Annotated in this window: 19 protein-coding genes; 5 read left to right on the forward strand and 14 right to left on the reverse strand. The window is 67.6% G+C overall.

Features of this window, described 5'->3' with window-relative positions; all coding sequences use genetic code 11:
• Window positions 1-6: 6 nt before the first annotated feature.
• The 5 genes from HF877_RS04155 to HF877_RS04175 form a co-directional block, all read right to left on the reverse strand.
• A complete protein-coding gene (locus HF877_RS04155; protein ID WP_169619910.1) occupies window positions 7-555 on the reverse strand; it encodes an Imm21 family immunity protein in 549 nt (182 codons plus the stop codon).
• 455 nt (window positions 556-1,010) lie between these two features.
• The gene (locus HF877_RS04160; RefSeq protein WP_169619911.1) at window positions 1,011-1,925 is read right to left on the reverse strand and encodes an exodeoxyribonuclease III; all 915 of its coding nucleotides are present in this window, start codon (window positions 1,923-1,925) and stop codon (window positions 1,011-1,013) included.
• 25 nt (window positions 1,926-1,950) lie between these two features.
• Window positions 1,951-2,712, reverse strand: coding sequence for an alpha/beta fold hydrolase (locus HF877_RS04165; protein ID WP_169619912.1), 762 nt, complete (start codon window positions 2,710-2,712; stop codon window positions 1,951-1,953).
• Window positions 2,713-2,727: 15 nt separating this feature from the next.
• Entirely contained in the window at window positions 2,728-4,302 is a 1,575-nt protein-coding gene (locus HF877_RS04170) for a DNA polymerase Y family protein (RefSeq protein WP_169619913.1), read from the reverse strand.
• On the reverse strand, window positions 4,299-5,069 hold the full coding sequence (locus HF877_RS04175) for a hypothetical protein (protein ID WP_169619914.1): 771 nt from the start codon (window positions 5,067-5,069) through the stop codon (window positions 4,299-4,301). Before HF877_RS04175 ends, HF877_RS04170 begins: the two co-directional genes overlap by 4 nt.
• 204 nt (window positions 5,070-5,273) lie before the next feature.
• On the opposite strand from HF877_RS04175, the gene HF877_RS04180 reads away from it, so the two are divergent.
• Both HF877_RS04180 and HF877_RS04185 read left to right on the forward strand, forming a co-directional pair.
• Window positions 5,274-6,479, forward strand: a complete 1,206-nt coding sequence (locus tag HF877_RS04180) for a serine/threonine-protein kinase (protein WP_169619915.1) — start codon at window positions 5,274-5,276, stop codon at window positions 6,477-6,479.
• 100 nt (window positions 6,480-6,579) lie between these two features.
• Window positions 6,580-7,068, forward strand: a complete 489-nt coding sequence (locus HF877_RS04185; RefSeq protein WP_346765057.1) for a hypothetical protein — start codon at window positions 6,580-6,582, stop codon at window positions 7,066-7,068.
• Between the two features lie 7 nt (window positions 7,069-7,075).
• Here HF877_RS04185 and HF877_RS04190 read toward each other — a convergent pair whose 3' ends face one another.
• Together HF877_RS04190 and HF877_RS04195 are read right to left on the reverse strand one after the other, a co-directional pair.
• Window positions 7,076-7,762 (reverse strand): response regulator transcription factor, encoded by a 687-nt coding sequence (locus HF877_RS04190; RefSeq protein ID WP_169619916.1) that lies wholly within the window; start codon window positions 7,760-7,762, stop codon window positions 7,076-7,078.
• Entirely contained in the window at window positions 7,759-9,027 is a 1,269-nt protein-coding gene (locus HF877_RS04195) for an ATP-binding protein (protein ID WP_296551772.1), read from the reverse strand. Before HF877_RS04195 ends, HF877_RS04190 begins: the two co-directional genes overlap by 4 nt.
• 130 nt (window positions 9,028-9,157) lie before the next feature.
• On the opposite strand from HF877_RS04195, the gene HF877_RS04200 reads away from it, so the two are divergent.
• Together HF877_RS04200 and HF877_RS04205 are read left to right on the forward strand one after the other, a co-directional pair.
• Window positions 9,158-10,579, forward strand: coding sequence for a PspC domain-containing protein (locus HF877_RS04200; protein ID WP_169619918.1), 1,422 nt, complete (start codon window positions 9,158-9,160; stop codon window positions 10,577-10,579).
• Window positions 10,572-10,811, forward strand: coding sequence for a hypothetical protein (locus HF877_RS04205; RefSeq protein ID WP_169619919.1), 240 nt, complete (start codon window positions 10,572-10,574; stop codon window positions 10,809-10,811). Before HF877_RS04200 ends, HF877_RS04205 begins: the two co-directional genes overlap by 8 nt.
• 30 nt (window positions 10,812-10,841) lie before the next feature.
• Here the strand turns inward: HF877_RS04205 and HF877_RS04210 are convergent, their stop codons facing one another.
• The 5 genes from HF877_RS04210 to guaB form a co-directional block, all read right to left on the reverse strand.
• Entirely contained in the window at window positions 10,842-12,170 is a 1,329-nt protein-coding gene (locus HF877_RS04210; RefSeq protein ID WP_169619920.1) for a hemolysin family protein, read from the reverse strand.
• A gap of 161 nt (window positions 12,171-12,331) precedes the next feature.
• The gene (guaA, locus tag HF877_RS04215; protein WP_169619921.1) at window positions 12,332-13,903 is read right to left on the reverse strand and encodes a glutamine-hydrolyzing GMP synthase; all 1,572 of its coding nucleotides are present in this window, start codon (window positions 13,901-13,903) and stop codon (window positions 12,332-12,334) included.
• Between the two features lie 57 nt (window positions 13,904-13,960).
• On the reverse strand, window positions 13,961-15,691 hold the full coding sequence (locus HF877_RS04220) for a GMC family oxidoreductase (protein WP_169619922.1): 1,731 nt from the start codon (window positions 15,689-15,691) through the stop codon (window positions 13,961-13,963).
• Between the two features lie 204 nt (window positions 15,692-15,895).
• The gene (locus HF877_RS04225; RefSeq protein ID WP_169619923.1) at window positions 15,896-17,035 is read right to left on the reverse strand and encodes a GuaB3 family IMP dehydrogenase-related protein; all 1,140 of its coding nucleotides are present in this window, start codon (window positions 17,033-17,035) and stop codon (window positions 15,896-15,898) included.
• A gap of 72 nt (window positions 17,036-17,107) precedes the next feature.
• Complete coding sequence (gene guaB, locus HF877_RS04230) at window positions 17,108-18,631, reverse strand: IMP dehydrogenase (protein ID WP_169619924.1); 1,524 nt, start codon at window positions 18,629-18,631, stop codon at window positions 17,108-17,110.
• Window positions 18,632-18,928: 297 nt separating this feature from the next.
• Here guaB and HF877_RS04235 point away from each other — a divergent pair, with 297 nt between their 5' ends.
• Window positions 18,929-19,339: a DUF5319 domain-containing protein gene (locus tag HF877_RS04235; RefSeq protein WP_169619925.1), complete on the forward strand. Its 411-nt coding sequence runs from the start codon at window positions 18,929-18,931 to the stop codon at window positions 19,337-19,339.
• Between the two features lie 82 nt (window positions 19,340-19,421).
• On the opposite strand, the gene HF877_RS04240 is transcribed toward HF877_RS04235, so the two are convergent.
• Window positions 19,422-20,438, reverse strand: coding sequence for an anti-sigma-D factor RsdA (locus tag HF877_RS04240; RefSeq protein ID WP_169619926.1), 1,017 nt, complete (start codon window positions 20,436-20,438; stop codon window positions 19,422-19,424).
• Window positions 20,431-21,009, reverse strand: coding sequence for a sigma-70 family RNA polymerase sigma factor (locus tag HF877_RS04245; RefSeq protein WP_169619927.1), 579 nt, complete (start codon window positions 21,007-21,009; stop codon window positions 20,431-20,433). Before HF877_RS04245 ends, HF877_RS04240 begins: the two co-directional genes overlap by 8 nt.
• Window positions 21,010-21,053 lie beyond the last annotated feature (44 nt).

The following is a 21,053-nucleotide window of genomic DNA, read 5'->3' on the forward strand; positions in this document are numbered from 1 at the left end:
GATGGGTCAGACGACAGCGATACTCGCCGCCGTTCGGTGCTTGTCGCCGGTCGGCTGGAGTTGAACGAGGATCATCCAGTTGCCCCCGGTTTCGATGTAGGTTGCCCGGACTCGGTAAAGCCCTGGATCGAGGGCGATGTGGAGCCTGTTGTCGAGTTCTATCTCAGTTCCCGCCCAGGCCGAGTCGAATAGCAAAACAGGCTCACGTATTTCCCAGACGAGGTCTTCGTCTGGCTCCCATGTGATGTGTTCTTGTAACGCTTGCCGCGCTGCGGCGACGAGTTCGTCTTCGGAGTCTGCGGCTAAGCATCGCAGGAACGTCCGCTCGGCGGGGAGATACGTCGTGCGAGCCGGTTCGTCTGCAAGGACCAATGCCTGCTGGGAGCCGATTGTGACCAGGCCGATGGATCGCTCAACCGAGCAGGCTCGGCCGTAGTCGCCCCATGTCTCTACGGGTCCCTCCATGTCGTCATCTACGCCGCCCCAGTGACCAAGTTCTGATTCGGGGGCGACCAGAAAGGGGCCTCCAGCGGACCTGACCCATGTGTAAAGCATGACGGCTCACTTTCTTCGTTTGCCTATCGGTGATCACTGCTCTTCATTTGCTTCTTCGAACCGAGACGATGCGGCGGACAACAGCGACAATCGCCGCGACCCCAAGTACTTTCGGCAGGGTACGGCACCACGCCGACAAAACACTTCGACAGCGCGTCTGTGGTCGAGCCACCCCACCCCACCCTACGAATGGGTGGCAACCGAGGACGTTCCGGTCCTGTGGACGACGTTCCTGGCATCGCCTGGAGGCCCAGAACTTCTCGTTGTACGGGCGTTCGGAGAATCCCAACTGTTCCGTGAATTCACCTTCGCCGAGGCAGCGCCATATCTCCTCGCCATCCGTCCACCAACGACGATTTCCGCTACGGCGATATTCTCGACGCTCCTCCCGCTGTCCAGCTTTCCGCTCCCGGCTGGCCTCAGCGCGTCGATGGTCCGTGAAACGGATTGATAGATCAGATGTCGTAATCCACGACGACCGGTGCGTGATCACTCATCCGTCGATCCTCCGCGGGTTCCCGATCGGTGCCCGCAGCGACGGCGGTTCGGGCGAGGCCCGGGGTCGCAAGGTGGTAGTCGATCCGCCACCCGACATCGCGTGAGAACGATCCAGGGATCCACGACCACCACGAGTACGGTCCGTCGACACCCGGGTAGTGCCGGCGGACGACGTCGACGAGGGTGCGCGGCGAGAGTAGTGAATCGAGCCATTCACGTTCCTCGGGGAGGAACCCCTCGGCCTGATTGCTGCGCCGCCAGTTCCGGACGTCGTAGCGGGTGTGTGCGATGTTGAGGTCGCCCATCAGCAGCAGTTCTCTGCCCTGCGCGCGTGCCGCGCGACGCGACCTCCCCAGTTGTCGTGCGAATGCGTCCAGAAAACGCATCTTGCGCGCGTACCGGAGCCCGCCGTCGGGTTCGTCTCGCATGCGGCCAGGCTTCTGCAGGTGCGCCGGGACGCCACCTTTCGGCAGATACAGCGACGCGACAGTGATCGGCGCATCTGCGAGATCGACTTCGATATAGCGGCCTTCGTCTGCGAATTCTTTCAGTCCGCGCGCCAACGGCACTCGCTCGAGTTCGATCGGCTCGCTGTGATCTTCACCGGGTGCCCGCACCAAAGCCCTACCGCTCCATGTGCGCACCGCCGCGGGAGGATGCATCGTCAGGATCCCCACACCGTTGCGGCCCGGGAGCACACCCTCTTCGTAACTGAAGTGGTACTTGCCGAATACTCCGGGCGGAACCGCCGCAGCAGGAGCACGCACCTCTTGCAGTGCAACCACGTCGGGCTGGCGCTCACGTAGCCACTCTTCGAATCCGCGTCGCTGCGCCGCACGGATTCCGTTGATGTTGAAGGTCGCGATACGCACGGAGTACCAGTGTAGGGACCGAAGGTCAGTCCATGAGGAACGGCAGGACCGCGGCCGCGAAATCTCCGGCGCGATCGCGGTGGATGCTGTGGCCGCACCCGATCTCCTGCACCGTTCCGTCCGGTAGCGACGACAGCGCCGCAGCGAGCAGCGTCGGGTCGACCATACTGCCGCGGCGGACGCCACGCAGCAACAGGGTCGACGACCGGACGTGTGAAAGTTGTTCCCACCACAAAGGATTCGGGGTATGGAATTGGCTCACCACGGTCTCGGTCATGGACCGATCGAAAGTGAAGAGGGCGCGCGGATTGAGGATCATGCTGCTGGTGGCATGCCACAGTTCGGCGGGCGTCGGACGGCCGGCCGGAATCTGCGGAACCGGATCACCCGCTCTCGAGGGCAACGGGGCTTCCTCGAGTACCAGCCGCCGGATGAGCTCCGGGTGCCGCTGTGCGATCAACGAGCCGGTGTGCCCCCCGAGTGAGTGGCCGACCAGATCGATCGTGTCGAATCCCAGGTGGGTACACACACCCGCGACATCTGCGGCGAAATCGTCGAACCGATACGACTGGGCGCGACCACTACGGCCGTGGCCGCGCAGGTCGACGGCGACGACACGTCGCCCCGCCTTTGCCAGAATCCGGGAGAAACGCGCCCACGTGCGACCGTCACCGCCGAGTCCGTGCACCAGCACGACCGGCACCGGGTGCGCGCGACCGGTCGGCGCGGTCTCGCGATACGAGACCACGACACCGTTCGGTTCGGCCGTACGCACGAGACTGTCCACGACCGCCGAGCCTACTCAGTCGTAGACGCCCTCCACCCGCCAGCCGTCCGCGCCGTAGATGACGAGCAGTGCACGCGAGCCGTCGAGCAGCACCTGGAGCCTGGCGACGTGCCGAGCCGACGCCGGATCCCACCAGTACTCGTCCACCGGCCACGGGCCCGCCCATCCGATCACCGTCCAGCTGCGACTTCCCCATCGCAACCGGACCGGCCGCCCGTCGAGCACACCCCGCTCCGTGACGGTCACCGGCGCACCGGACTCGTCGTCCAGTGCCACGACGGGCGGTTCGTGCAGGACCATGGCGGGCGCGGGCGGGGGGAGCCGACCGGGCCAGGGAGCGTTCGGGTCGGACGCCGGCACCGCTTCGTCCCCCACGGGCACGAGGACGACGCGTTCGCCCGGTCCGCGACCGCCGCTGAGCACTCCCACCTGCACCGCATCGCCGCCGAGAAGCCCTTGGACGCGGACCAGCGCTCGTCTGGCCCGTTCGTCCTCGTCTCCTACCCCACCCCACAATCCCAATTGCAACGCACCCGAGGCCACCACTTCCACCGGTTCCAGACGCAGCATCACGATCCCCGCGGTGGGGCGGGAAACGCTGCGGCCGGTGAGCCATCCGTCGAGTTGCCAGCGCACCCGATCGGCGGTCCCGTCCGGAGTCAACGGTTCGGCGCAGCGCCAGGTCCGGGAGTGCTCCTCGCCGTTTCCGGTGCGCGCGGCGACAAGCAATCGCGTGCATGCCACCCCCGCCGCGGCAAGGCGGACATGCAGTAGCCCGGCCAGCGTGCGACCGGCGAACGCGGCCGCGTCCACCCGATCGATCGGCGGATCGCACGGATATTCCACCACCAGGTCGGGAGGGATCGCCCGGCCCGACGGTGGGCGTTCCGGCAAGCCTCGCGCACTCCGGTGCGCGGCGACCGCATCGGAACCGAACCTGGAGGCCACTTCGGCCGGGGTCAGTGCGGCGAACGTTCCGATCGTGCGCATTCCCAGCCGACGCAGCAGGTCCACCGTTTCCGTACGCTCGGGAGCTGCCAGTGCCGGTTCCACCGCCAGTTCCGAAATGGGCAGGGGCGCCAGGAATCCGGCACCGGCACCGACGGGAACGAGGGTGCCGCGCCGGGCCGCGAGCACCGCGGTGGACAACTCGTCGGCGATGCCGACCTGGCACTCGACTCCGACTGCGGCAACGGCGTCGACCAAGCTTTCCGCTGCCGTCTCCTCCGAGCCGAACCATCGGACGACACCGCGGGCAGCCAGCACCACCAGACCGGGGCGCAGCACCTCCACCCCCGGGGTGACCGCATCGATCGCGGACACCACCGACTCGAACCTGATTGCATCACGATCGGGGTCCGACTGTGCCACATACAGTTCCGGGCATCGTGCTTGTGCTTCCCGACGGCGCAGGCCGCGTCGTACTCCTGCGGCGCGTGCGGTAGCAGAACATGCAATCACCCGATTGGCAGCGATCACCGCGATCGGGGTGGTCGCGGGCAGCTCTGCGGACGCCGCGGCCGCCACCGCCGGCCAGTCCGGGCACCACACCGCGACCACCCGAGCCGGAGCTTGCGCGGGCACGTTCATTGCGCCACCCGCCCGGCACCGTCACCGATGCGACGGGGTCCACCGGACTCCCACAGCACTCTGCTGCGCTCGGCGCACACATCGATCTGGGTGGTGCGTGGAGGAAAAGCCCGCCCGTGCGCCCGTACCGACAGTCGCGTTCCGCACAGCCTCCCGAGGCCGGGCCCGTCCACTCCGTCATAACCACTGACCTGCGCCTCGAGCCGGACCTGCGCCCCCTCCCATCTCCCGTCGGTGACGATCAGGACAGCCCCTTTGCTCCGGGCCCTGGCCGCGACAGCACGTGCCCGGGTCGGCGGGACGGAGACACCGCCCAGCCCGAGGACGACGAGATCCATCCCATCGAGAAGCACCGCCGCAACCTCGACGGGATCGGGCCCGGGATCCGGAACCATCGCGAGGCGTTGCAGATGCGCTCCCATTTCCGCCGCAGCGAGCAATCCCAGCCGCCGCTGACCTATGACCGCGGCGTGCCCCCCGGAGGAGGTCACGGAGGCCAGCACCCCCAGCAACAGGGAGGCCGCACCGGAAACCGAGACGACGGTGCCGCGGACGAGACCACCGTGCGGCAGCAACTCGGCGAGCGGCCCGGGTACCGGAAGCACTCCACGGGACGGGACCTCGGCAGGCTCCGCCACCGGTGTCGGGCGGGAGACCTCACCGCGCGAGGGGACAGCGGCGATCCGTCGTCGCAGCGTCTCTATCTGCTGCGCCCGCTCCAGCCCTGCTTCTTCGTCACCGATCGGAAATTCGGCTACCTCGCCCACCTTGCACCCCTGTCATCCGCCCGCCGCGTTGCACACGACCGGCCGACCACGGGGAAGACGTGGCCCAGCGCGAATTCGTATTCGAACATTCATTCGAACCATTTCAGTAGACCCGATGTGCTCGCTCGCCGTCAAGTGGGCGACCGGCCACACCTCGCAGTCTCGCCTCCGGCGGCCCCGACCCCATCGATTACCCTTGGCAAGGTGGTCGATCAGGACAGAGCAGGACGAGTCGTCGGCCCGGACCACTTGGTGGCCGGGCGGTATCGACTCGATTCCAAGCTCGGCGGTGGCGGCATGGGAGCCGTCTGGCTCGCCCGCGACACCAGACTCGGCCGCAACGTAGCTGTCAAGCAGGTGATCTCCACCGCCGACCTCGACCACGCCGAAGCCGAGGAGATCCGCCGCCGGGCACTACGCGAAGGCCGGGTCGCGGCCCAGCTCACGCACGAACACGCCATCTCCATGTACGACGTCGCTCTGCATTACGGCGAGCCGTGGCTCGTCATGGAGCATCTGCCCTCTCGGAGCCTGGCGCAGGTGATGAACGCCGTCGACACGCTGCCGCCGTACATCGTGGCCCAGATCGGGGCGAACGTCGCCGACGCTCTCACCGCCGCACATGCTGCCGGCATCGTTCACCGCGACGTCAAACCCGGCAACATCCTGATCGCCGAGCGGGGCGAGATCTCCGGCGTCGTGAAGATCAGCGACTTCGGCATCGCGCGGGTCAAGGGCGACAACGACCCGGCAGGCGTGATCATCGGAACGCCCGCGTATTTTGCCCCAGAGGTCGCACGCGGCAACGACCCGACCGAGGCCAGCGACGTCTTCTCACTCGGCGCGACTCTCTACACCGCCATCGAGGGGCAGCCGCCGTTCGGTTTCGAGGCCGACTCGATCGCTCTGCTGCACCGGGTTGCCCGCGCCGAGATCATCATGCCCACGAACACGGGCCCCCTCACCGACATCCTCCTGTCGATGCTCGAGCCGGACCCTGCCCGTCGGCCGACGATGGCCCAGGCCCGCGACCTGCTCGCCGCGGTCACGCTCGGTCCCGGGGGCACGGCCGCACAACTCCGCGGACGACCCATCGTGTCGGAGGACGGGACCGTTCCCTCCTGGGCGCAGCGCGCGACCCCTCTCGCGGAGCCTCTCCGCGGTCGGGGGTCGTTCGTCGACCGGCCGCTCGGCGAGATACCGCCCGGGCACAAGACGCAGGGACCGTCGCCGAGCAGGAGAAGTTCGCCTCCTTCCGGGCTGCTGGACCGCCTCCTTCCGAACGGCCCGGTACCCGACTCACTGCAGGACAAGGTTGTCGCCTACGCACCGCTGGCGATGGCAGCCATGGTCGCGCTGCTGGTCGCAGCGCTCGTGGCCGCCCTCGTCATCAGCTTTCTCGTGACCTGACCTTTCCCGATTCCGCGTAGGCGAAATCTGCGGTCCGCCCGGCAATGTCGGACGGGTATGTGACGATCCGGCTCCCACCCCACAGCAGAGGGAGCAGACCGTGAACACTCCACCAGCGGATCCGACCATGACAGCGATCACCGACGCCGTGACTCTGGCTCGCGCGGGACGCGCCTCCGACGCTCGTGTTGCGCTCGAAGAACTGTGGGCCGGGATCGGCCCCGGAGGCGACCCGCTCCATCGCTGCACCCTCGCCCACTATCTGGCCGACCTGTACGACGACGCGGCAGCCTCACTGGAATGGGACATCAGGGCACTGGCCGCCGCCGACGATATGGACGACCGACGCGTCCGAGAACACCACGAGTCCCTCCGCATCCGCGGCTTCTACCCGTCGCTGCACCTCAACCTCGCCGACGACTACCGGCGCCTCGGCGACTTCGACTCGGCCGCCGGTCATCTCGCGGCCGCCCGGGACTGCGCCGATGCCCTCGCCGACGACGGCTACGGAGCGGGTGTCCTAGGCGGAATCGACAACGTGGCCGCAGCGATCGCCGCGAGGACTACGGAGCGCCTGGCGACACACTGAGGGCCGGTCAATCGATGCGGCGCCGGTGTGCCCATCGCGTCAGCGCATTGCGATTGGACTGCTGGGTCTTGCGAAGCACGTTCGACGCGTGGGTTTCGACCGTCTTCACCGAGATCACCAGTTCTTCGGCGATCTCGCGGTAGGTGTAACCGCGGGCGAGCAATCGCAGTACTTCGAGTTCCCGCGGCGTCAGGGAGTCCAACTCGGGATCGAGCGGGGGTTCCGGCGCGGAAGACCTGCCGGTGAACGAGTCGAGCACGAAACCCGCAAGCCGCGGGCTGAATACCGCGTCTCCCCCTGCCACCCGGCGTACCGCGTCGGCAAGGTCGGGTCCCGAGATGGTCTTGGTGACGTATCCGCGCGCGCCGGCACGGATGACGGCGATGACATCTTCGGCTGCGTCCGACACGCTCAGCGCGAGACACACCGGACCGTCGGTGATGCGGTTGAGCACGGCCACTCCGCCACCGTCGGGCATGTGCACGTCGAGGAGCACGACGTCGGGCCGCGAAGTCTCGATACCGGCGACGGCCTCACCGACACCGCCGGCCTCCCCCACGATGTCCATGTCGTGTTCGCGCCCCAGCTCGGTGCGGACACCCGACCGGAACACCGCGTGGTCGTCGACCAGGAAGACGCGGAAACGGCGGACGTGCTCGGAAACCTCGGACGCTGTCACCGGGGTCGAAATCACTGCGTCTGCTCCTCGGGGTGGGGGTCGGTCACCTCCCACTCTAAGGTCGTCTCCTCGCTCTGCTCGCGTCCGGCGCGCGGCATGTGGATGCGAATTTCGGTGCCTTTGCCCGGGTTCGACTTCACCACCGTCCGGCCGCCGCGGCGTTCGATACGGGTGCGGATCGAACGAGCAAGTCCCTGGCGATCTCCGGGCACCGCATCGGGATCGAATCCCACGCCGCGGTCGCGGACGAACACACTGATCTGGTCCGGTTCGACTTCCGCGAACAGATCGACGTTGTCGACCTGCGCGTGCTTGGCAGCGTTGACGAGTGCTTCGCGCGTGGCGCCGAGAACGGCGGTGACGGCTTCGGGCGACATGTCGTCGTCCGGTGCCACGTCGCCGACGATGACGGGCACGACCGACACTCCGTGCTGATCCTCGACCTCGCCCGCGATCGTCCGCAGTGCTTCTGCGAGGGAAGTCCGCGGCGACTCGTCCCCACCGAACAGCCAGCGTCGTAGTTCGCGTTCCTGGCTGCGCGCGAGCCGAAGGACTTCTTGCTGATCGGCAGCCTGCTTCTGGATGAGGGCGAGGGTCTGCAATACGGAATCGTGCAGGTGGGACGCAATTTCTTCGCGCTCCTCGTTCCGGACGCGCGCAGCACGCTCGGATTCGAGCGCCCGCCACATCCGGATCCACAGCGGTACGGACAGCAACGCGGCACCGATCAGGGTCACCACCACCGCCAGGAGCGAGGACCGCAATGCCGCCACGTCGACCTGGGCGAGGACTATCACTCCCAGTCCCGTCACCACGAGCGTGAGACCACCGAGGACGCGGGCCCACGTGAGCACCGTCGGCCTGGCCGGCAGACCGAAGACCGATCTCGGTCCTTCCGCGTCGAATTCTCGCCACACCAGGGCCGCGCCCACCGCGACCACCAGAACCGGCGTGATGACCGAGGCCGCTCCCCCGCTGAAAAGCCACGACAGGCCCACAGCGAGGGCAATTCCCATGACCGCCAGCCCCACCGCGCGGCGACGTTCCCCCGGCTCGGGGCGGGTACTGTCCGATCCCGGCGGCACGAACATCCACAACAATCCGTATGCGACGATGCCGACGCCGCCGAGGGCGGCCAGGATCGTGAACGCGACCCGCACCTTCGTGACGTCGATTCCGAGGTGATCCGCCAGTCCACCGGCGACGCCGCCCACGACACGTCCGCCCACCCGTCGCTCGAGGCGCGGGACGGGGAGGGGTGATCCGGCTACAGGCTGCACATATCGATACTGACACGGTTGCACCCGGTACGGCATCGGGGACGGACCCTGATGTCAGGGTGTTCCGCGGCGCCGGAAATCAGGGTTTCTCCCCGATGTGCCCGATGCTGCTTCACGACAGGATGGTGCCATGACCACGAGGAGCTTCCCCGAGCAACTGTCGGATATGTGGCGCACCCGCCCGGTGCGCCTGCCGGAACAGGGACATGTCGCCGGTGTGTGCACGGGGATCGGAATGCGCTACGGCGTCGACCCGGTGCTCATCCGCGTCGCCTTCACCGTATCGGCGATCTTCGGTGGCGCCGGAATCGTGCTGTACCTGGCAGCGTGGGTGTTGTTCACGCGCCGCGGCGATCAGGTGTCGCCACTCGAATCCCTGATGGGACGGGGGAACAGTTCGGATTCGTCCACCAAGGTGATCGTCATCCTGGTGGCCCTCGCGATCGCGGCGAGCGCTGTAGGCCCGGTCGGAGCCGGCTTCGGAGGTTCCGGATTCATCGGTGCGTTCCTGATGCTCGGCGGCTGGTGGTTGCTGTACCAGCGCCAGCCGGAACCTCCGGTGGGATTCCTCCCGCCGGAAGGAGGATTCACCGCTGACCCGTCCGCATCTCCGGAGCAGCCCTTCCAGCAGGGCATCTTCTCGCACGGAATGTTCATGCACCAGATGTTCACGCGGAACGCGTTCGGGCAGACGACCACCTCGACTCCGCCCCCCAGCGGATTGGCCCCCGGCGACCCGGGCTATCTGACAGGCACGCCGGAGGCGACGGCCGGCACGACGCAGGAGGGAACCACGCCGATGAGCACGCCGTCCGGCACGCCGAACCTTCGTAAGGAACCGGACCCCGGAGCGCCGACGAAGGACTCCTCGCCGGCTGCGCCGGGTCCGCCGGCATGGGATCCCCTCGGCGTCGCGCCGTTCGCGTGGGATCTTCCCGCACCGGCACCTGCCCGTGATCTCGTTCCCACCGGAAAGAGGCGCTCGCGCCTGACCACCACCGTTCTCGGACTTGCGGTGCTCGCTGCGGCAGCCGCAGGAGCGGTCGCCGTGGCCGGCGATGTCGCGTGGATGACACCGGCCCGGGTCGGCGCGATCGCACTCGCGGTCATCGGCGCCGGCATGATCGTGGGTGCGTTCCTGCATCGCGGGCACGGACTGCTGGTCGTCACCGGACCGCTGCTCGGCTTCGTGGTCCTGGCCTCGATCATCGGTCCGATGGATCATTCGAATTGGGGCAATCGCCACTGGGCGCCGACCTCGGCGGCAGAACTCCAGCCCGCCTACGCGTCCCATTTCGGTGAGATGACACTCGATCTGCGAAACCTCGAGCTCACCGAGGACTACACGGTCGACGTCGACGGCAGCTTCGGCAACGTCGAGGTGCTGCTGCCCGAGAATCTCGATGTCCGCACGACGTGTTCGGTCGACGCCGGCGAGATCACGCAATGCCCCGAGCCCGGCCTCGACGGAGGGCGTGACGGCGAAAAGGGGCCGGTCCTGACCTTGGACGCGGCTGTCGACTTCGGAAACCTGGAGGTGCATCGTGGCTGAGTACGACACCGCATTCGATACCGGATCCGCGCAGGAAGGCCGGTGCCGGCGCGGCCCCTCGATCCTGCTCCTGCTCTCCGGCGTCGTCGCGCTTCTGGTCAGCGCGTGGGCACTCGTCGGACCGTTCTCCGTGGATTTCCTCACCACGTTCGACGGGGGATGGATTCTGGTCGGGGTAGCCGTCGTGATCGGTGCCGTGCTGGTGTTCCTGCCGAACAGGCGCTCCAAGTAGACGCGGCACCGACACCGACGCATCCCGGTCTCAGGCTCGAGACCGGGATGCGTCGTCCGGGTCGGAGTGCCGGGGGCGAGTCAGGCGCAGGCGCGCGATGCGGCGACCGTCGAGTTCGGTGACGGTCAACCGGTTTCCGTCGAGAGCGAGGCTTTCGCCCACCTGCGGCAGGTGCTCCAGCCGGTAGAGGACAAAGCCGGCGACCGTGTCGTACGGGCCCTCGGGTAGCGCGATACCGGTCCGCCGAGCGAAGTCCTCGACGTGCAGTAATCCGTCGATGTCTTCGCGCAACGCCGGGCGTCCCGTGCCCGACGCGTCCGGACCGGGCGCACCGTCGACGGGATCGAACTCGTCACCGATCTCGCCGACGATCTCCTCCACGATGTCCTCGACCGTGACGATGCCTGCGGTGCCGCCGTATTCGTCGACGACCAACGCGATCTGCGCATTGCCCCGTCGCATCACCGTCAGAGCGGCAAGAGCCGGCTTCGATCCCGGCAACGCCACAATCCGCCGGCACAGGTCCGCGACCGTGCCGTCGGGCCGATCGATCAGCAGCAGATCGCGCAGGTGCACGAACCCGACCACATGATCGGCAGTGTCGGCGATGACGGGATATCTCGTATGACCCAGGCCGAGAGCGAGGGCGCGAGCGTCGGGAATCGTGGTGTCGGCCCGCAGGAAATCGACTTCCGTGCGGGGCCGCATCACCTCCCCCAAATGCCGGGAACCTACGTCGAACACCTCGGTGAACACGCTGCGTTCGTCTTCGGACAGCGCCTCGAGACCGACGAGCATGTCGCGCAGTTCCTCGTGCGTGATCTGCTCGTTCTTGAGTGACGGGTCGGAACCGAGAAGGCGCACCAGCGCATCGGTCGAGACCGAGAGCAACCGGATGACCGGCCGCATGACGGTGGCGAACCGGTCGAGGGCCGGTGCCGTGGCCAGCGCCATCCCCGTCGACCGCTGCAGCGCGATGCGCTTGGGTACCAGTTCGCCGAGAACCAGTGACAGGTAGGCGATCACCAGGGTGGTGCCGATCAGGGCGACAGCCTCGGCTGCGGCAGGCCCGAGACCCCATCCCCGCAGTACCGGTGCCAGATCGGGCGCGAGGGTCGACGCTCCGAAGGCGGCAGAGAAGAACCCGGCGACCGTAACGCCGATCTGGACGGCCGACAGAAACCGGTTCGGGTCACGCGCGAGTGCGGCAGTGCGGCGACCCCGGCCCCCACGCCGCGCCAACTCCCGAATCTGGCTCTCACGCAACGACACCAGAGCCATTTCGGTAGCGGCGAACACCCCGCCCACCAGAACGAAAACGAGGACCGCCACCACGTTGACGAGCGTGCCGCCGGTCACGTCGGCGACCTGCTGCCGGTGCGGCGGGACTGAGAGCTCAGGCCGTGGTCCATGTTCCGCGCTCCTCGCCGGTGACCTCTCAGTCTAGGCGGAGGGCGCGGCGTCCCGGAGCAGATCGAGGGTGCTCGACCTGCCCGGGGCGTCCTACGAGTTCGGGGAACTCACTCCCATTCGATGGTTCCCGGCGGCTTGCTCGTCACGTCGAGCACGACGCGGTTCACCTCGGCGACCTCGTTCGTGATGCGCGTGGAGATGCGCTCGAGCGTCTCGTACGGCAGTCGCGTCCAGTCCGCGGTCATGGCATCTTCGCTCGAGACCGGGCGCAGGACGATGGGGTGGCCGTAGGTGCGGCCGTCACCCTGCACGCCCACGCTCCGCACGTCGGCGAGCAGCACGACCGGGCACTGCCAGATCTGGCCGTCGAGCCCGGCAGAGGTGAGTTCCTCGCGCGCGATGGAGTCGGCACGACGAAGAATCTCGAGTCGCTCGCGGGTGACCTCGCCGATGATGCGGATACCGAGGCCCGGGCCGGGGAACGGCTGGCGGCCGACGATCTCCTCGGGCAGTCCGAGCTGACGTCCCACGGCGCGCACTTCGTCCTTGAACAGCAGGCGCAGCGGTTCGACGAGTGCGAACTGTAAGTCTTCCGGGAGACCACCGACGTTGTGGTGGCTCTTGATGTTGGCGGTGCCGGAGCCGCCACCCGACTCGACCACATCGGGATACAGCGTGCCCTGCACGAGGAACTCGACGGTCTCGCCCTTCTCGGCGCCCTCGCCGAGCACCTCGGACACCGCGCCTTCGAAACTGCGGATGAATTCGCGGCCGATGATCTTGCGCTTGGTCTCGGGGTCGGTCACACCGGAGAGCTCCCGGAGGAAGGTGTCCGAGGCGTCCACGGTGACGAGGCGGGCGCCGGTGGCGGCGACGAAGTCCTTCTCCACCTGCTGACGCTCACCCTCCCGCATCAGGCCGTGGTCGACGAAAACGCAGGTGAGGCGGTCACCGATCGCGCGCTGCACGAGCGCCGCCGCGACTGCCGAGTCCACGCCGCCGGACAGCCCGCAGATCGCGCGTCCGTCTCCGACCTGTGCCCGAACCTGCTCGATGAGGGATTCGGCGATGTTGGCTGCCGTCCAGCTGCCGGGAATGCCCGCGATGTCGTGCAGGAAGCGGCTCAGGACCTGCTGGCCGTGCGGTGAGTGCAGGACCTCGGGGTGGTACTGGACGCCCGCAAGTCGCCGGGCGCGATCCTCGAAGGCGGCAACCGGGGCACCCGCGCTCGTCGCGGTGACCTCGAAGCCCTCGGGAGCTGCGGTGACGCCGTCCCCGTGGCTCATCCATACCGGCTGCGTCGCGGGCAGACCGTCGTGCAGAACTCCGCCGGAGACCTCGAGTTCGGTGCGGCCGTATTCACGGGCACCGGTGTGCCCGACGGTGCCGCCGAGCGCCTGGGCCATCGCCTGGAAGCCGTAGCAGATGCCGAACACCGGGACGCCGAGATCGAACAGCTTCGGGTCGAGTGTGGGCGCGCCGTCTTCGTAGACGCTGGAGGGACCACCGGAGAGCACCACTGCGAGCGGATCCTTCGCTGCGATCTCGTCTACGGCGGTGGTGTGAGGCACGACCTCCGAGTACACGTTCGCCTCACGGACGCGCCGTGCGATCAGCTGCGCGTACTGGGCTCCGAAGTCGACGACGAGGACCGGCCTGGACTGCTGGGTTTGCGACACCAGAACAGTCTAAGCGGCCGCGCCGGGTGCCCCCGACGCGGCCGGACCGGTGGAGGATCAGGCGGCCCCGGTCGAGCCCGTGATCCCGACGATGGGCAGGTGCAGCGCCCCGGGGGCACCCTCGGGGACCACGGGGTTCTTCGGTGCGATCGGCTGCAGCCTGCGGTAGGCCTCGCCCTGGGCCGGCCGCTGGTCCTGCTCGCCCTTGTTGGGCCAGAGTGCCGCGGCACGTTCGGCCTGCGCTGCGATGGTGAGCGACGGGTTCACCCCGAGGTTCGCCGATACTGCCGCTCCGTCCGCGACACTGAGGGTGGGGTAGCCGTGCACCCGCTGGTACGGGTCGATCACGCCGTGCTCGGGATCGGTTCCGATGACTGCGCCGCCGAGGAAGTGTGCGGTGAGCGGAATGTTGAAGATCTCACCCCACGTACCTCCGGCGACGCCGTCGATCTTCTCCGCGATGCGACGGGTCGCCTCGTTTCCGGCGGGGATCCACGTGGGGTTGGGCTGGCCGTGGCCCTGCTTGCTGGTGACCTTCCGGCTGCCGAAGAGCCCCTTCTTCGTGTAGGTGGAGATCGAGTTGTCGAGGTTCTGCATGACGAGGGCGATGATCGTCCGCTCGCTCCAGTTCCGCACCGACAGCATCCGCAGCATCTTGCGCGGATTCTTCGCCACCTGACCGAGGAACTTGATCCAGCGCGGGGTGGGCCCGTCGCCGTCGGTCATCAGGGTCTGCAGCAGCCCCATCGCGTTCGAGCCCTTGCCGTAACGCACGGGCTCGATGTGGGTGTCGGGCGTCGGATGGAACGACGACGTGATCGCGACGCCCTGCGTGATGTCCAGATCGGGATGCACCTCGTACATGCCCGCGCCGACGATCGATTCGGAGTTGGTGCGGGTCAGTTCGCCCACGCGATCGGAGAGCGCGGGCAGCGCACCGGTGTCCTTGAGGTGGTGCAGCAGGTGCTGGGTGCCCCACGTACCGGCGGCGAGCACGACGTGCGAGGCCGTGTAGGTACGGCGGCCCTTGCGCAGCCACGCGCCGGTGCGCTCGGTGATCACGTCCCATGTGCCGTCGCCGGCCTCACGGAGATCGGTGACGGTGGTCAGCGGAATGATCTCGGCTCCTGCGGTTTCCGCGAGCCCGAGATAGTTCTTGACGAGGGTGTTCTTCGCGCCGTGACGGCAACCCGTCATGCACTCGCCACATTCGATGCAGCCGGCGCGATCGGGTCCGGCACCGCCGAAGTACGGGTCGGGCACGGTGCGCCCCGCTTCACCGAAGTACACCCCCACCGGAGTCTTGACGAACGTCTCACCGACGCCCATCTCGTCCGCGACCTCCTTGACGACCTTGTCCGCCGCGGTCATCCGGCTGTACTGCACGACACCGAGCATCCGCTGTGCCTGCTCGTAGAAGGGGCTCAGCTCGTCGTGCCAATCGGTGATGCCGGCCCACTGTGCGTCCTCGAAGAACGGAGCCGGGGGCTTGTACAAGGTGTTCGCGTAGTTGAGCGATCCGCCGCCCACCCCGGCGCCCGCGAGAATCAGGCAGTCACGCAGCAAGTGGACGCGCTGGATACCGAAGCATCCGAGCTTGGGTGCCCACAGGAAACGCCGGAGGTCCCAGCTGGTCTTCGCGAAGTCGGCGTCGGCAAATCGACGTCCTGCTTCGAGGATTCCGACCTTGTAGCCCTTCTCCACCAGGCGGAGCGCGGTGACGCTTCCACCGAACCCGGATCCGACGATCAGAACGTCGTAGTCCGTAACCCGCTGCTGCTGACCCATGGCACCTCCACCGAACGGCATTTGTTACCGGTCAGTATGCACACCGAAGATGTGATTACCGGCACGAGGCAACCCTAACCGTTACCGGGAGTTGCACCAAGACCCCGAACAGCGAATACGGCTGTGGCCGAATGCCGCCTTCACGCCGCCGAAGCGACGCGGGGAGCATTCGGCCACAGCCGAGCAGATTCGTGCGGTGCTGCGTCAGGCGCGCACCGACAAGCCCACCTTCTGGAATTCCTTGAGATCCGAGTACCCGGCCTTGGCCATCGAACGGCGCAGACCGCCGACGAGGTTGAGCGAACCGTACGGATCGTCGGACGGCCCGTTCAGGACGCGCGCCAGACTGGGCCGCTCGTCGTACGCGACCTGGAGCACCGCACCGCGAGGCATCGACGGGTGCGCGGCCACCGAGGGCCAGTACCAGCCGTGTCCGGCGGCCTCTGCCGCCACCGCGAGCGGGGCGCCGAGCACCGCGGCGTCGGCGCCGCAGGCAATCGCCTTCGCCAGATCACCGGCGGTCTCGATATCTCCGTCCGCGATCACGTGGACGTACCGGCCACCGGTCTCGTCGAGGTAGTCGCGACGAGCGGCAGCCGCATCCGCGATCGCCGTCGCCATCGGGATTCCGATCCCGAGCGAAGGACTCGTGGTGGTCGCCTCCGCTGTCGATCCGAAACCGACGATGACGCCCGCGGCACCCGTGCGCATCAGGTGCAGGGCCGTCCGATGGTCGCTCACGCCGCCGGCAACCACCGGCACGTCGAGCTCGGAGATGAACGTCTTCAGGTTGAGCGGCTCGCCCTCGCCGTGCGCGACGTGCTCGGCGGAGATGATGGTGCCCTGCACGACGAGCAGGTCGATGCCGGCCTTCACAAGCGCGGGAGTGAGGGCGCGCGCGTTCTGCGGACTCACGCGCACCGCGGTGGTGACGCCCTCGTCACGCACCTGTGCGACCGCGGCGGCCAGCAGGTCGGGCTTCAGCGGGGCCGCATGCAGCTCCTGCAGGTACCGGATCGCGGCACTGGGGTCCGGATCGGAGTCGGCGATCTCGGCGAGCCGGGTGATCACCGCGTCGACGTCGGCGTGACGACCCCACAGGCCCTCACCGTTGATGACACCGAGGCCTCCGGCCTTACCCAGCTCCACCGCGAACGACGGCGACACCAGGGCGTCGGTGGGGTGCGCGAGGACGGGAATGTCGAAGCGGTACGCATCGAGCTGCCACGCCGTCGACACCTCCTTCGACGAACGCGTCCGCCGGGACGGAACGATATCGACGTCGTCCAGTTCGTAGGTGCGGCGAGCCGTGCGGCCCATGCCGATTTCAACGAGGTCGCGCACGCGCGCCCCTTTCTCCTGTATTGACGGTGCTCCCGTCACACCTGAGACGGGGCATGCTGCGGACTCGTGGCCCTACCGGGCAGCGTAGTTCGGTGCCTCCGCGGTGATCGTGATGTCGTGCGGATGGCTCTCTTTCAGGCCTGCCGCGGTGATCTGGACGAACTGTGCGTTCTGCAGTTCCTCGATCGTCGACGCCCCCGTGTAGCCCATGGCCGCCCGAAGGCCACCGATGAGCTGGTGCGTGACCTGCTGCAGAGGTCCGCGGAACGGGACACGTCCCTCGATCCCCTCCGGCACGAGCTTGTCCTCGGACAGCACGTCGTCCTGGAAGTAGCGGTCCTTCGAGTACGACTTGGCTTCGCCCCGGCTCTGCATCGCGCCGAGCGAACCCATGCCGCGGTAGCTCTTGAACTGCTTGCCGTTGACGAGGATCAGCTGTCCGGGCGACTCGGTCGTGCCGGCGAGAAGCGAGCCGAGCATCGCAGTGGACGCGCCGGCCGCGAGGGCCTTCGCCACGTCTCCGGAGAACTGCATGCCACCGTCGGCGATCACCGGCACACCGTGTGCCCGTGCCACCGTCGATGCTTCGAGAATCGCGGTGATCTGAGGCGCACCCACACCGGCGACGACACGCGTCGTGCAGATCGAGCCGGGACCGATACCGACCTTGACGGCGTCGACGCCCGCTTCGATGAGCGCCGCCGTTCCCTGCCGGGTCGCGACGTTGCCGCCGATGATCTGCACGCGCTCGCCCACCTCGGCCTTGAGCTTGGCGATCATCGACAACACGTTCGACGAGTGACCGTGCGCGCTGTCCACGACGAAGACGTCGACACCGGCGTCCGCCAGCGTCATGGCACGAGTCCACGCGTCGTCACCGACGCCGACGGCCGCGCCGACGAGCAGACGGCCGTCGCGGTCCTTGGTGGCGTTGGGATGCTGTTCGGTCTTGACGAAGTCCTTGACGGTGATCAGCCCGGTGAGCTTGCCCTGACCGTCGACGATCGGCAGCTTCTCGATCTTGTGACGGCGCAGGAGCCCGAGTGCGGCCTCGGCGGTGACGCCTTCGCGCGCGGTGACGAGAGGCGACTTGGTCATCACCTCGTAGACCGGCCGGTTCTGATCCACCTCGAACCGCATATCGCGGTTCGTGATGATGCCGACGAGCTGGCCTTCGTCGTCGGTGACGGGAAGACCCGAGATGCGGAAGCGCGCACACTTCGCGTCGACCTCGGCGAGCGTGTCGGTCGGCTTGCAGGTCACGGGATCGGTGACCATGCCCGCCTCGGACCGCTTCACGGTCTCGACCTGAGCGGCCTGCACGTCCGCAGGCATATTGCGGTGCAGCACGCCCATACCGCCGACACGGGCCATCGCGATGGCCATGCGCGACTCGGTGACCGTGTCCATGGCGGAACTCACCAGCGGTGTACGCAGGCGGATGTCGCGGGTCAGCTGACTCGAGGTGTCGACCTTGCTCGGGACGACGTCGGACGCCGCCGGCAGCAGCAGCACGTCGTCGAAGGTCAGTCCCAACATGGCGACCTTCTCGGGGTCGTCACCGCCGGTGTGCACATGCCCTCCGGTACTACTCATGCGGTTCGGACCCTCCGTTGACGATCGATGGGTGCGGACGGCAACCGTCCGGCATCGGAAAATTGTGGTGTGCAGCGATGCCGACCTGCAGAACCGCCGCCTGCGCTTCCCGTTCCGGCACCGCCGGAGCCGGGACTACGCGCACATGTCCATGATATCCGTTGGCCGGAACTGTCCTCGCTCAACCCTGGCACCGTGGCCGTTCCGGTGCGGATTCGACGCGGGATGCGGCCGGGTTGCGGCGTGTCCGGGCCGTTCCGCTGGCGCAGAACCCCTCGGGCTGCGTACCGTGGAGTCGTGCGTGATCAGTTGCCCCCCGGGCTTCCCCCGGACCCGTTCGCAGGAGATCCCGACGATCCGTCCGCAGCTTTGGACGCGATCGAGCCGGGTCAGCCACTCGATCCTGCCGAACGCCTCGCGGTGGAAGAAGACCTCGCCGACCTCGCGGTCTACGAGGCATTGCTGGCTCCACGTGGAGTCCGCGGTCTCGTTGTGTGCTGCGAGGATTGCCACCAGGACCACTACCACGACTGGGACATGCTCCGGGCGAACCTGCTGCAGTTGCTTGTCGACGGCACCGTCCGTCCGCACGAGCCTGCGTTCGATCCCGCGCCCGATGCCTACGTGACGTGGGACTACTGCCGCGGATACGCCGACGCCTCGATGAACGACGCGTTGCCGGTGGACCCGTACGGACGAGAGCCCTGACTCCCCCAGACTCGACGACAACGAGGGCCCAGCAGCGTCGCTGCTGGGCCCTCGTTTCTGTGAGCAGGTCGAGACCGTCCCCTTAGGGAGTACCCGGTTCCGAATTCGCCGTCGTCTGCGAATGCGACGCAGACGCAGGCGAGGTGGGCGGTAGCGGCGACGTATCCCCCGGTGTCCCGCTCGACGGTTCCGTCGTCCCGGGCTGGGTCGGTGACGGCGTCGGAGTCGGAGTCGGCGAAGGAGTGTCGGACGCCGGCGGCGCATCGAGAATGGTGGGGTCGATCGGCGGCGGGGACGGTGACGGTACCGGTTGCGACGGCTCGACGGGACCGGGCGTCGTCGGAAGCGGCCCCGGCTCCACGGGAAGGAGGGTGTCCGACGGAATCTGCCCGACGTCGGGCGCGGGCACCACCGCAGTGTCCGAGGGCGGCGGCAGTGGCAGTGGTGACGGCGCGGGCGCCAGTTTGTCGATTTCGGCCGACAACCGTTGTAGCCAGTCTCCGAGGGCATCGCGGTCGCCCTGGTCGGTGACCCGCGCCGACCGCGCTTCGGCGGACTGCAACAATTGCTCCGCTTCGTCGGTCTTTCCGTCGGCGATCAATTGCTCGGCGCGTTCGAGGGTCGACGTGGTATCGATGCGGGCTTCTGTCGATTGCGCCTGCTCGCTGAACACGACCTGCTTCACGCTCCACAGCGGGTCGCCGGGCTCTGCGCTGTAGGACACCGCAGTGGCGCCGCCGAGAGCAATCATCACCAGCGCGGCAGCCCCGGCAATCGGGCGGATCACGCGAAGTTGGCTCTTCGACCGCGCACGCCGTGAGGCGAGGGCGTCACGAGCACCGAGTTCCCTGTGGACGGCGGCGACGACCTGATCGAGGTCCGGCTCCGCGGGTACCGGGTCGGACAGGATCTCGGCTCGCCAGCCGGCCAGCAGAGTGGCGAGTTCGTATTCCTCGGTCGATTCCGTCTCGACGGGACCGTTTCCCGAGATCGCGTCGATGAGGGCGTCGTCTCGCCGGACTGCAGAGATGTCCACGGTAGCGTCGCCGTCGGGCAGATCCTCGGAGAAGCTGCCGCCCGAGTTGCGCCTCCTACCCATTCCTTTCACCTGCTCTCGTGACTTCTTTCTTGAGTCTGGCGATGGCTCGGTGCTGAGCCACTCGTATCGCTCCCGCTGTGCTTCCGACTGCCACGGCCGTTTCCTCGGCCGACAACCCCATCACCAGACGCAAGATCAAGATCTCGCGTTGTTTCTCCGGAAGAATCTCCAAAAGCTTCTTCATCTCCCGGCCGGCTTCCGAGTTGAGCGCAAATTCCTCCGGGCTGTCGTCGAGCGACATCACTTCCGGCACATCCGCAACGGGTTCGGCGCGATTACGCGCCGCGCTGCGGTGTGCGTCGGCGACCTTGTGGGCCGCAATGCCGTAGACGAACGCCATGAAGGGGCGTCCCTGGTCCTGATATCTCGGCAACGCAGTCATCACAGCCAGGCACACCTCCTGCGCTACGTCGTCTGCAGAGAGCTGGCCGCGCTCTGCGGATCCCACTCGTGCGCGGCAGTACCGCACGACGAGCGGTCGAACACCTTCGAGAACTCGGGAGAGAGCAGCACGATCACCCTGCGCAGCCGCAACAACGGCGGCGTCCCACTCCTCACCCATAACAGTCATCGATTGCGCAAGTCCTGGCGTTACAGAGACACGATCCCCCACCC

Origin of the sequence: Rhodococcus sp. BL-253-APC-6A1W, assembly GCF_012843405.1 — a bacterium.
In the GTDB taxonomy this organism is placed as follows: Bacteria; Actinomycetota; Actinomycetes; order Mycobacteriales; family Mycobacteriaceae; genus Rhodococcus.